The 11933-nt window shown below is 72.6% G+C and carries 10 protein-coding genes; 9 read left to right on the forward strand and 1 reads right to left on the reverse strand.

Going from position 1 to position 11933, the window contains the following annotated elements; genetic code table 11:
• Positions 1-156: 156 nt before the first annotated feature.
• The 4 genes from dapB (at position 157) to trmB (ending at position 7409) form a co-directional block, all read left to right on the forward strand.
• Positions 157-897, forward strand: coding sequence for a 4-hydroxy-tetrahydrodipicolinate reductase (gene dapB, locus ABD067_RS15640; RefSeq protein ID WP_343896274.1), 741 nt, complete (start codon positions 157-159; stop codon positions 895-897).
• A gap of 903 nt (positions 898-1800) precedes the next feature.
• Complete coding sequence (locus tag ABD067_RS15645) at positions 1801-5013, forward strand: Eco57I restriction-modification methylase domain-containing protein (protein WP_343896275.1); 3213 nt, start codon at positions 1801-1803, stop codon at positions 5011-5013.
• A 486-nt stretch (positions 5014-5499) separates the two neighbouring features.
• Positions 5500-6687, forward strand: coding sequence for a methionine adenosyltransferase (gene metK, locus ABD067_RS15650; protein WP_343896276.1), 1188 nt, complete (start codon positions 5500-5502; stop codon positions 6685-6687).
• Positions 6684-7409 (forward strand): tRNA (guanine(46)-N(7))-methyltransferase TrmB, encoded by a 726-nt coding sequence (gene trmB / locus ABD067_RS15655; protein ID WP_343896285.1) that lies wholly within the window; start codon positions 6684-6686, stop codon positions 7407-7409. Before metK ends, trmB begins: the two co-directional genes overlap by 4 nt.
• Before the next feature lie 16 nt (positions 7410-7425).
• Here the strand turns inward: trmB and ABD067_RS15660 are convergent, their stop codons facing one another.
• A complete protein-coding gene (locus tag ABD067_RS15660) occupies positions 7426-7698 on the reverse strand; it encodes a DUF1127 domain-containing protein (protein ID WP_343896277.1) in 273 nt (90 codons plus the stop codon).
• 99 nt (positions 7699-7797) lie between these two features.
• Here ABD067_RS15660 and ABD067_RS15665 point away from each other — a divergent pair, with 99 nt between their 5' ends.
• The 5 genes from ABD067_RS15665 to ABD067_RS15685 all read left to right on the forward strand — a co-directional run.
• Entirely contained in the window at positions 7798-8742 is a 945-nt protein-coding gene (locus ABD067_RS15665; protein ID WP_343896278.1) for a LysR family transcriptional regulator, read from the forward strand.
• A gap of 153 nt (positions 8743-8895) precedes the next feature.
• Entirely contained in the window at positions 8896-9423 is a 528-nt protein-coding gene (rimP, locus tag ABD067_RS15670; RefSeq protein WP_343896279.1) for a ribosome maturation factor RimP, read from the forward strand.
• 4 nt (positions 9424-9427) lie between these two features.
• Entirely contained in the window at positions 9428-10981 is a 1554-nt protein-coding gene (gene nusA / locus ABD067_RS15675) for a transcription termination factor NusA (protein WP_343896280.1), read from the forward strand.
• An 85-nt stretch (positions 10982-11066) separates the two neighbouring features.
• Positions 11067-11615 (forward strand): RNA-binding protein, encoded by a 549-nt coding sequence (locus ABD067_RS15680; RefSeq protein ID WP_343896286.1) that lies wholly within the window; start codon positions 11067-11069, stop codon positions 11613-11615.
• 105 nt (positions 11616-11720) lie between these two features.
• Positions 11721-11933, forward strand: a 213-nt coding sequence (locus tag ABD067_RS15685; protein WP_343896281.1) for a translation initiation factor IF-2 associated domain-containing protein, incomplete at its 3' end; no start/stop codon positions are given.

The raw sequence follows: 11933 nt of genomic DNA on the forward strand, positions 1-11933 counted from the left end.
GCCCTTTGTCGTTGGACATTCGCCACGCCCGGTCGCGGCACGGGCGGCGCCCCCCCCTGGCGGGCGGTCTGGAAAAACGAAACAGTAGGACAGTGAGGAAGCAAGGCGACGGGGGCGCTCGCCTCCCGGTCGGCCGCAACGGAACGGGGAAGCGGCATGTCCCTCCGCATCGGAATCATGGGCATCGCCGGCCGGATGGGCCGCCTGCTCGCGGAAGAGGTCGTGGCGGCCGGCGCCGTGCTGGCCGGCGGCACGGTGCGCGGGGGCGACGCGGGAGCGCTGCTGTCCGCCAGCGACGCCGCGATCGACTTCACCCACGCCTCCGCCGCCGCCGCCCATGCCGCCTCCGCCGCCGCGGCCGGCAAGCCGTTGGTGCTCGGCACCTCCGGCCTGTCGCCCGAAGCGGAAGCCGCCGTGGCGCGCGCGGCGGAGCGCGTGCCCGTGGTCTACGCCGCCAACTTCGCGCCCGGCGTGAACCTGGTGCTGGCGCTCGCCGAGCGCATGGCCGCCGCCCTGCCGGCCGAGAACTACGACGCTGAAATCGTGGAGATGCACCACCGGCAGAAGGTGGACGCGCCTTCCGGCACCGCGCTGGCGCTCGGCAGGGCCGTCGCCCGTGGCCGCGGCACCACCTTGGAAGCGGCGGGCGCGGAAAGCGGCCGGGACGGCCATTGCGGCGCGCGGCGCACCGGCGCGATCGGCTTCGCGGCGCTCCGCGGCGGCCAAGTGGTCGGCGAGCACACCGTGCTGTTCGCCGCCGGCGCCGAGCACATCGCCCTCACCCACCGCTCCTTCGACCGCCGCGCCTACGCCACCGGCGCGGTGCGGGCGGCCTTGTGGGCGCACGGGAGGGCGCCGGGGCTCTACGACATGAAGCACGTGCTGGGGATGGCGTGAGGGCGCCGCCCCTGAACAAACGATTGAATCCGGCTTGACCCTCTTCTAGCGAACTGCGAGACGCGGTCCGTCCGACCCGCTCCGGGCCAGGACCGAACACGCGAATGGGCCACGTCTAGACGAGATGCTGCGCGGCGGACTGTTCACGCGCTACTGGCTGGAAGACGGCATCCGCCAGACGAAGGCCTACCGGAACCTCGACGCGGACCGCCTCCGCGACCTCGCGGACGGCACCGCCGGCCGCTGGTCGGCGCTGGAGGCGATGGCCCGGCCGAGAGGCCGAGACCGAATCCGAGTTCATCTTCCCCGTCCTCGACCGCCTCGGCTGGCACCACCTGCCGCAGCCGCAGCCCGGCCGCGGGCGGCGCGACGTCGCCGACGCCCTGCTGTTCCTCTCCGAAGCCGCCAAGGACACCGCGCGGCGCGAGCCCGACCACGCCGCGCGCTTCCGCCAGGGCGCCGTGGTGGTCGAGAACGAAGCTCGCGGCACCCTCCTCGACCGTTCGGGCGGCAAGGGCGAGGCGCCCTCCTCGCAGATCCTCCGCTACCTCAAGCGCGCCGACGGCATACCCGGCAGCGCCGTCCGCTGGGGCCTGCTGACCAACGGCCGCTTCTGGCGGCTCTACTGGTCGGGCGCCCAGGCGCGCGCCGACGGCTTCTTCGAACTCGACCTGCCGGCGGTGCTCGACCCGTTGCTGGCGCCGCCCGTTCCGGCGGGCGCGCCGCCCGACCACTGGCTGCGCGTGTTCCTGCTGCTGTTCGGCCGCGACGCGCCGGCCCCGGACGGGCGCGGCCAAGCGGGCGGACGCAGCTTCCTCGACGGCGCCCGTCCGGGGCCGGCGCTACGAGGAGCGGATCACCGACAGCCTTTCGGAAGCCGTCTTCGACCGCGTCTTCCCGCGCATGGTATCCGCGCTCGCCGCCGCCGACCCGGAAGCCAGCCCCACCGACGCCGCGTGGCGCGAAGCGGTGAAAGAGGCGGCGCTGACGCTGCTGCTCCGCTTCCTCTTCGTGCTTTACGCCGAGGACCGCGACCTGCTGCCCGTCGAACATCCGGGGTACGGGCGCTACTCCCTTCGCGCCCTCCGCGACGATGCCGAGGGGGTGGCCGAAGGGCGCCTCGCCGTTTCGGCGCGGCGCGATTCGTGGTGGCGGCGCGCCACCGACCTGTTCCGCGCCATCGCCGAAGGCGATCCGGAACTCGCCCTGCCCGCCTACAACGGCGGCCTGTTCGACGACGCGGAGCACCCGCTGCTCCGCCGCGCCGCCATTCCCGACGCCGAACTCGCGCCCATCCTCGACGACCTTTCGCGCGCGCGGACCGAGGACGGCCGCCGCCGCATCCAGTACCGCGACCTGGCGGTGCAGCAGCTCGGCGCCGTGTACGAACGCCTGTTGGAGCGCGACGTGGCTGCGGACGCGGCCGCGCCGGCGGGCGTTTCCGTCGCCGGCAACGCCACCGCGCGACACCGCACCGGCTCCTTCTACACCACGGACGCGCTGGTCTCGCTCATCATCGACGAGGCGGTCGGCCCGATTCTCGAAGAAAAGCGCCGCGCCTTCGCCGCGCGCGCCGAAGCCTTGCAGGGCGACCGCCGCCCCGCCGCCGACCGCTCCGCCGACCTCGCCCGCTCCGACGCGGCAGCGGCCTTCCTCTCGCTCCGCGTCTGCGACCCGGCCATGGGCTCCGGCCACTTCCTCGTCTCCTTGGTGGACTACCTCGCCGAGAACACGCTGATCGCCATGTCGGAGGCCGCCTCGGTCGGCGGGCAGGGTTACGTCTCGCCGGTCGCCACGGAACTCGCCGCGCTGCGCGCCGGCATCGAGGCCAAGGCGAAGGCCGAGGGCTGGGAGGTGCGGCCGGAGCACCTGGACGCATCGGCGCTGGTCCGCCGCTTCATCCTCAAGCGGGTGGTCCACGGCGTGGACGCCAACCCGCTCGCGGTGGAGCTCGCCAAGCTCTCGCTCTGGCTCCACTGCTTCACGGTGGGCGCGCCGCTCTCCTTCCTCGACCACCACCTGCGCGCCGGCGACAGCCTGCTCGGCGAGTGGGTGGGCGAGGCGCGGGCCGACCTCGAGGCGGAATACGGCCTCGCCGTCTCGATCAGCGACGCCGTGGGCGCGCGCACGGCCATGGCGGAGATCGAGCGCCGGCCCGACTCCGACCTCGCCGAGGTCAAGGAAAGCGCCGAGCTGTTCCGCGAGCTGCGCGCCGGCACGGCAGGGCTGCGCGCCTTCCTCGACCTCCGCCACGCCCGGCGCTGGCTGCCGCCGGCCAAGGACTCGCCCGCGGCCATCGGCGTCGCCGCCTTCTTCGGCGGCGCCTGGGGCGATCCCGTCGCGGTCCTGGCGGGGCGGGAGGAACTCCGCGCGCCCGGCCCGGAGGCGCCCGACATCGTCAAAGCCGCCAAGCGCACGCCCGCCGCCGCGGCATTCGCCGCCTTCGGCCAGTGGCGAGCATCGGCGGAGCGTTTGGCCGCCGAGCACCGCCTGCTGCACTGGCAACCGGAGTTCCCCGCCGTCTGGACCGGATGGGAAGGCTCGCCGCCCACCGGCGGCTTCGACGCGGTGATCGGCAACCCGCCCTACGTGCGGCAGGAAGCGATCAAGGCGCGCAAGCCGGCGCTCAAAGGCCTTTACCGCGCCTTCGACGGCGCCGCCGACCTCTACGTCTATTTCTACGAGCAGGGCCTGAAGCTGCTTCGGCCCGGCGGGCGGCTCTCCTACGTCGTCACCAACAAGTGGCTGAAAGCCGGCTACGCGGAGGAACTGCGCGGGCTGCTGGCGCGCGACGCCTGGGTAGAGGCGGTGATGGACTTCGGCCACGCCAAGGGCTTCTTCCCCGACGCCGACGTGATGCCCTGCGTCCTCGTCGCGCGGAAGCCGGACGGGCGCGAGGAGCCGCCGGAACAGGTCTCGGTGGCGGTGATCCCGCGCGACCTGGTGGAGATGGCCCGGCTCCCGGCGCAGGTGGCGGCCGCCGCCTTCCCGATGCCGCGCCTCTCGCTCGGCGCCGGCGCTTGGGTGCTGGAGCCGCCGGAGGTGGCGGCGTTGCTGGCGAAGATACGGGAGGCCGGCACGCCGCTGCGGGAGTACGCCGGTGTCGGCCCGATGTACGGCATCAAGACCGGCTACAACGACGCTTTTGTCATCGACAGTGCGACGCGCGAGCGGCTGATCCGCGAGGACGCGCGCAGCGAGGAGATCATCAAACCCTACCTGCGCGGCCAGGACATAGACCGCTGGACCTCGGACTGGGCCGGGCAGTGGATGATTTTCGCCCGGCACGGTACGGACATCGACGCCTACCCCGCCATCCGCCGGCACCTGGAAGCCTACCGCGTTGGGCTTGAGCCGCGGCCGCCTGAATGGGAGCGCGACCATCCAAGTGGAGAGTGGCCCGGCAGAAAGCCCGGGGCTTACCAGTGGTACGAGATACAAGACAATGTGGCCTACTACGCGGAGTTCGCGCGTCCGAAGATTGTCTACAACGACATCATGTGGAGAACACAGTTTTCGTTGGATCAATCTGGCGCGCTGATCAACAATACCGCTTACTTTTTGTCGTCGCCTGACGCTTGGTTGGTTGCCGTACTTAACGGGTCAGCGGGATGGTACTTTTCCTGGCGGCACGCACAACACGCCAAGGACGAGGCCCTTCGCTACTTCAATATCTTTATGGAAATTTACCTGGTGCCTGAGCCCGGCCCGCACGCGGAACCGGCCGCCGCCGCCGTCGCCGCGCTCTGCGCCATCCAGGACGAAGCCCACGCCGCCCGCCGCGTGCTCGCCGGTTGGTACCGCGGCGAATGGGGCATCGAGAAGCTGCCGAACGCCCTCCGCGACCCCTTCGCCCTCGACGACGCCGCCTTCGCCGCCGCGTTGCGCGGCGCCCTAACACGCGGGCGCCGCCGCCTCTCAGCCGCCAAGACCGACCACATCCGCCGCGAGCACGCCGCCAGCGTCGCCCCCGTTGCCCGCCGCCTCGCCGAGGCCGCCGCCCTGGAACGCAGCCTCGACGCGATGGTCAACGCCGCTTACGGCCTCTCCGCCGAGGACGTCGCCCTGCTCTGGCGCACCGCACCGCCCCGGATGCCCATACCGCCGCCGGCCTGACGGCGCCCGGCGCCGCTTTTCCCCGCAGCCAAGCCGAAACAGCGCTTGTTCCAGGATCTATGTTCCTGTATTGTTCTTTGCTCTTGTCGAGGGAGGCCCTGATGCGCGCCGACCAGCCTTCCCGCCCCCGTCCCGAACCGCTCCATGCGGTGGCGGCCGTCGCCACCCGCCTCGGCACAAGGCGCCCCGACGCATTTCATCCGAACGCGACAAAACGCGGCCCAGCGCCAGGGCCCGCATCGCAGGCACCCGAGGCGCCCGGTGCATTTTGTCCCATTCCGACAAAACGCCGCCACGCCCCGTCCGCCCCGCGAGCACGCGGGAAGCGACCGCCGAAATCACCTTTCGGTTGCTGAACGGGCCGTGCCTTGACCCCCCCTTCCCTGCCTGCGAGACAGTGCCCTCTCCCGTAACCCGGCACGATGCATGGCCAAGAGGGCGCGCGCGGCCTGCGCCGCCCCACGCGGCACGAGGAAGCAACACGCGATGCGCGACAAGGGCGATTACCTCTTCACCTCCGAGAGCGTTTCGGAGGGCCACCCCGACAAGGTGGCGGACCGCATCTCCGACACGGTGCTGGACGCCTTCCTGTCCGCCGACCCCTTCTCCCGCGTAGCCTGCGAAACGCTCGTCACCACCAACCGCATCATCCTCGCAGGCGAGGTCCGCGGGCCGGCGAGCGTGACAACCGAGCTGCTGGTGGAGCGCGCCCGCGAGGCGGTGCGCGACATCGGCTACGACCAGGAGGGCTTCTCCTGGCGCACGGCCGACGTCGCCTGCTACCTGCACGCCCAGTCGGCCGAGATCGCCATGGGCGTGGACGCCTCCGGCAACAAGGACGAGGGCGCCGGCGACCAGGGCATCATGTTCGGCTACGCCTGCCGCGAAACGCCGGAGCTGATGCCGGCGCCGCTCTTCTACGCCCACGAGATCCTGCGCCGTGTCCGCGACCTGCGCCGCGCCGGCGACCGCGCGGTCAAGGGCCTGTTGCCCGACGCGAAGTCGCAGGTGACGCTGCGCTACGTGGACGGCAAGCCGGTCGGCTGCACCTCCGTGGTCGTCTCCACCCAGCACGAGGAGGCGCTGGAGCAGGCCGAGATCAAGCGGATGCTGCGCCCGATCGTGGAGGGCCTGCTCCCCTCAGGCTGGATGTGTTCGGACGACGAGTTCTACGTGAACCCGACGGGCAAGTTCGTGATCGGCGGGCCGGACGGCGACTGCGGCCTGACCGGGCGCAAGATCATCGTGGACACCTACGGCGGCGCGGCGCCGCACGGCGGCGGCGCCTTCTCCGGCAAGGACCCGACCAAGGTGGACCGCTCCGCCGCCTACGCCTGCCGCTACCTCGCCAAGAACGTGGTCGCGTCGGGCTTGGCGGACCGCTGCACCATCCAGGTCTCCTACGCCATCGGCGTTTCCAAGCCGCTTTCCGTCTACTTCGACCTGCACGGCACCGGCCACGACGTGGACGAGGCCAAGCTGGCCCGCGTGGTGGGCGAGATGGTCAACCTCTCGCCGCGCGGCATCCGCGAGCACCTGCGCATGAACCGCCCGATCTACGCACCCACCTCCGCCTACGGCCACTTCGGCCGCACCCCGGACGAGGCGGCGGACACCTTCACCTGGGAGCGGACCGACTTGGCGGAGGAGTTGCGGCGGGCCTTCAACCGCTGAACGGCGGCGAGGACCGCCGCGGCTCGTCGCCGACGCCCGGCGTCCCGGACCGGCTCTACGGCAGGCGCCGCGGCCACCCGCTGCGGCCGCGGCAGCAGCGCCTGCTCGACGTCACCCTGCCGCGGCTGCGCCTCCCGCCGGAAGCCGCCGCCGCGGACCCGCGTGCCGCCTTCCCCGCGCCGGTGGACGAGGTCTGGCTGGAGGTCGGCTTCGGCGGCGGCGAGCACGCGCTGGCGCAGGCGGCCGCCAACCCGCGCGCCGGGTTGATCGCGTCGGAAGTGTTCGAGAACGGCCTCTGCTCGCTGCTGTCGCGGGTGGTGCCGGAAGGCGGCGAGGAGGCGGCGCCGCTGCCCGGCAACCTGCTGCTGTGGGACGCCGACGCGCGGCGCTTGCTGGCGGTGCTGCCGGCCGGCTCGCTGGACCGGCTGTTCCTGCTGTTCCCGGACCCCTGGCCCAAGGCCCGCCACGCCAAGCGCCGTTTCGTCCACCCGGCGCTGCTGCCGGCCGTGGCGCGGGCGCTGAAGCCCGGCGCCGAGTGGCGGATCGCCACCGACGACCCGACCTACCAAGCCTGGGTCGCCGAGGTGCTGGGCGGCGCGGCGGAGTTCGCGACGCCGCCGCCCGCCCCCGCGCGGCCCGAAGGCTGGCCGCCGACGCGCTACGAGGCCAAGGCGCTCCGCGAGGGCCGGGCGCCGCTCTATTGGAGCGCGCGGCGGCGCTGAGCCGCCCCGGCCGGGATCACCGGCGCGCGCCGGTTCCGCGGCCCGGATTGCGACCGGGCCCCAGGTCCCAAGGCCAACGCTCCGCTTCCCGCTCGGCCTCGGCCCGGGTCACGCCGATGTCGGCGAGCAGGCGGGGGTTGAGGCCGCCGAGTTCGCGGCGCGTCTCGGCCGCCCGGCGCATCAGCGCCAACCGCCCCCAGGAAGCCCGGGCCCAGGCCCACAGCGACTCGCCGCGATCCGCGGCCGCCGCCCGGCGGAACGGCCGGGGCGCCGAGGTGTAGCCTGACATGGAACCCTCCTACGCTTGCTGCTGCTTCGAAGGTGCTCCTTCGCCCGGCATCAAGGAAACGAGTTGTATTGAAGGCTTCGATCAACGATCTTGATGGGCATGGCCGTCCCCGCCGGACTCGACCCCGATCTGCTCCGCGCCTTCGTGCTGATCGCAGAGGAAGGCAGCTTCACCCGCGCCGCGCGGCTGGTGGGGCGCACGCAGTCCGCCGTGTCCATGCAGGTGCAGCGGCTGGAGGGCCTGCTCGGCCAGACGCTGCTGGAGCGCGGCCGCGGCGGCGCGGTGCGGCCGACGCCGCACGGGCAGCGCCTGCTCGGCGAGGCGCGCGAGCTGCTGGCGCTGCACGACCGCATCTGGCGCGCCTTCCGGACGCCGGCGGTGCAGGGCACCGTGCGCCTCGGCACGCCGGACGACTACGCGCTGCGCTACCTGCCGCAGATCCTGGCCCGCTTCGCCGCCGCGCACCCGGCGGTGGACGTGGAGGTGCTCTGCCTGCCCTCCGAAGACTTGGTGCCGCGTCTCGAAGCGGGCGATCTGGACCTGTCGTTGGTGTCCGAAGCCGTGGCGCGCTCCGACTGGCCGGGCGCCGTCACTCTGCTGCGCGGCCCGCTCGCCTGGATCACTTCGGAGACGCACGGCGCGCACCGGCGCGAGCCTCTGCCGCTGGCGCTCGACAGCCAGCAGGCCCACCCATCCCGGGGCATCGGCTGCGATTGGGCAAGGTCGGCGCTCGCGGCGCTGGACGCGGCGGGGCTGCGCTACCGGGTGGCGTACCGCTCCGCGACGCAGACGGGCACCTTGGCGCCGGTGCTCGCGGGCTTGGCGGTCGCGGTCGGCCCGGCCTCGTGGCTGCCGCCAGGCCTGCGTGCGCTCGGGCCCGGTGAGGGCCTGCCGCCCTTGCCCGAGTACGGCATCCTGCTGCTCAAGGGCCGGCAGCCGCAGCAGCCGGTGACGGACGCGCTCGCGGACCATATCGCGGAGGCTTTCGCGCGCGATCTGCCGCGCCCGGCGGCACCCGGAGCGCGGACGGGCGTGGCGGCCTAGTAGGACCGGCCTCCGCCGCGCCGGCAGCCGCCCCTTGCCGCCGGTTGGCGGCCGGACTATATCGCTTCCAATGACATCACCATCCGGTCCTCGGAAGGTGGCCCTCCCGGGGGCCGCCTTTTTCGTTTTGGGCCGGCTTTCGGGACCGGGGCCATGCCGGACATCGAACGTCCGCAGCACGAGGGGCTGGAAGCGCGCATAGCCGACGCCGTCGCGCCGACGGTGGAGCACATGGGCTACGAGCTCGTGCGCGTGCAGGTCAGCGGCAAGGAGCGGCCGGTCGTGCAGATCATGGCCGACCGCCAGGACGGCACGACCTTCACGGTCGAGGACTGCGCCGCCATCAGCCACGCCGTCGGCGCGGTGCTCGACGTGGAAGACCCGATCCGCGGCCAGTGGGCGCTGGAGGTGTCCTCCGCCGGCATCGACCGGCCGCTGACCCGCGCCAAGGACTGGGAGCGCTACGCCGGCCACGTCGCGCAGGTGGAACTCGCCGTGCCGCTGGAAGGCCGCAAGCGCTTCAAGGGCATCGCCATGGGCGCCGACGCCGAGGTGGCGCGGCTGCGCCTGGAGGACGGGACCGAGATGGCTTTCCCGCGCGGCAACATACGGCGCGCGAAATTGGTGCTGACGGACGAACTGATCGCCGCGACCGCCGCGGCCACACGCAAGGAGAACTGAGGCCATGGCCGTCGAAGTCGCCGTAGCGCGCCCCGAGCTGCTGCAGGTCGCCGACGCCGTCGCGCGCGAGAAGATGATCGAGCGCGACGAGGTGCTGGAGGCCATGGAGCAGGCCATCCAGAAGGCCGGCCGCGCCAAGTACGGCCACGAGAAGGACATCCGCGCCTTCATCGACCGCAAGGACGGCAAGGTGAAGCTGGAGCGCTGGACCGAGGTGGTCGAGCAGGAGCCGGTGGAGAACGAGGAAACGCAGATCCCGCTCCGCATCGCGCAGAAATTCCGGCCCGGAATCGAAGCCGGGCAGTTCATCGTCGACCCGCTGCCGCCGATCGACTTCGGCCGCATCGCCGCGCAGACCGCCAAGCAGGTGATCGTGCAGCGCGTGCGCGAGGTCGAGCGCAAGAAGCAGTTCGACGAGTACCGGGACCGGGTGGGCGAGATCGTCAACGGCGTGGTCAAGCGCACCGAGTACGGCAACCTGATGGTGGACCTAGGCCGCGCCGAGGCGCTGCTCCGGCGCGACGAGACCATCCCGCGCGAGGCGTTCCGCAACGGCGACCGGGTGCGCGCCTACATCTACGACGTGCGCGAGGAGCCGCGCGGGCCGCAGATCTTCCTGAGCCGCACGCACCCCGGCTTCCTGGCCAAGCTCTTCGCCCAGGAGGTGCCGGAGATCTACGACGGCATCATCGAGATCAAGGGCGTGGCGCGCGATTGCGGCAGCCGCGCCAAGATGGCGGTGGTGAGCCGAGACAGCTCCATCGACCCGGTGGGCGCCTGCGTCGGCATGCGCGGCTCGCGCGTGCAGGCGGTGGTGGGCGAGTTGCAGGGCGAGAAGATCGACATCATCCCCTGGTCGCCCGACAACGCGACCTTCATCGTCAACGCCCTCGCGCCGGCGGAAGTGACCAAGGTGGTGCTGGACGACGACGCCCGGCGTTGCGAAGTGGTGGTGCCGGACGACCAGCTCTCGCTCGCCATCGGCCGGCGCGGGCAGAACGTGCGGCTGGCGTCGCAGCTCACGCGCTGGGACATCGACATCCTCACCGAAGCCGAGGAAAGCGAGCGCCGGCAGGACGAGTTCCGCAAGCGCTCCGGCCTGTTCGTCGAGGGACTGGACGTGGACGACGTGATCGCCGGGCTCTTGGTGACGGAGGGCTTCACCTCCGTCGAGGACATCGTCGCGGTGGAGGACGAGGAGCTGGCGGCGATCGAAGGCTTCGACGAGAGCGTGGCGGCCGAGCTGAAGCGCCGCGCCGAGGCGTTCCTGCAGAAGCGCGAGGGCGAGGCGGACGAGAAGCGGCGGGAGCTGGGCGTGGAGGACGCGGTGGCCGAGATCGGCGGCTTCTCGGCGGCGCAGCTCGTGGCGCTCGGCGAGAAGGGCGTGAAGACGCTGGACGACTTGGCGGACCTCGCCTCGGACGAGCTGATCGAGATCATCGGCGCCGACGCGATCGACGAGGACGCCGCCAACGCGATCATCATGGCCGCGCGCCAGCACTGGTTCGAAGGCGCGGACGCGGCGGCGGCGGAGGGAAGCGGCGCTGGACAGGCCTGACGCCAACGCGGAAGCGCCGGGCGGCGCGGCCGGGCCCGGCCCGGAGGACGACGATCCCCCTGAAAAGGGCCCGCTCCGGCGCTGCATCGCCACGCGCCAAACCGGGCCCAAGGAGGGCATGGTCCGCTTCGTGCTGGACCCGGAAGGGCGCGTGGTGCCGGACCTGGAAGGCCGGTTGCCAGGCCGGGGAATGTGGTTGAGCGCGGACGCCGATGTGCTAGAACGCGCCGTCAAGCGCGGCGCCTTCGCCAGGGCGGCCCGCCGCACCGTGCATGTGCCCCCAGACCTTCGCGCGCGGATCGAGGACGGCCTCACCCGCCGCATCCGCGATCTCATCGGCTTCGCAAGGCGCGGGCGGCAGGCGGTCTGCGGGCGCGAAACGGTGCTGGAATGGCTGCGCTCCGGCAGGGCGGGGCTGCTGGTGGAGGCTTCGGACGGCAGCGCGGCGGAGCGGGCGCGGCTGGTCGGGAACCGCGAGGTGCCGGTGGTGGCCCCGTTGCCGGCGGCCGTGCTCGGGGCGGTGTTCGGGCGCGACCACGCCGTGCACGTGGCGGTCGCGCCGGGGCGGCTCTCGGGCGCGATCGCCGCGGAAGCCAAGCGGCTCGCCGGCTTCGGGCGGCCGGCGGGGGCGTGAAGACGGGCGCGGCAGGGCGCGCCTTTTCGGAGTTTCGGACCCGCCCCTGGCGGTGTCCCTGTTGCAAGAGTAGGCATGACGGACGCATCGGGTTCGGACCACAGGATGAGCGACCAGAACGAGCGGGACGCGGCGGGCAAGAGCAGGTTGAGCCTCAGGCCGGCCGGCGGCCGGCTGGAACTCGGCAAGACGGTGGACGCGGGCAGCGTGCGCCAGAGCTTCAGCCACGGCCGCAGCAAGACCGTTCAGGTCGAGGTCGTGAAGAAGCGCGTGGTGGCGCCGGGCCAGCGCCCGGCCGCGCCGGCGGGCTCCGCCGCG

The sequence above is a fragment of the Craurococcus roseus genome (assembly GCF_039523795.1).
Taxonomy (GTDB): domain Bacteria; phylum Pseudomonadota; class Alphaproteobacteria; order Acetobacterales; family Acetobacteraceae; genus Craurococcus; species Craurococcus roseus.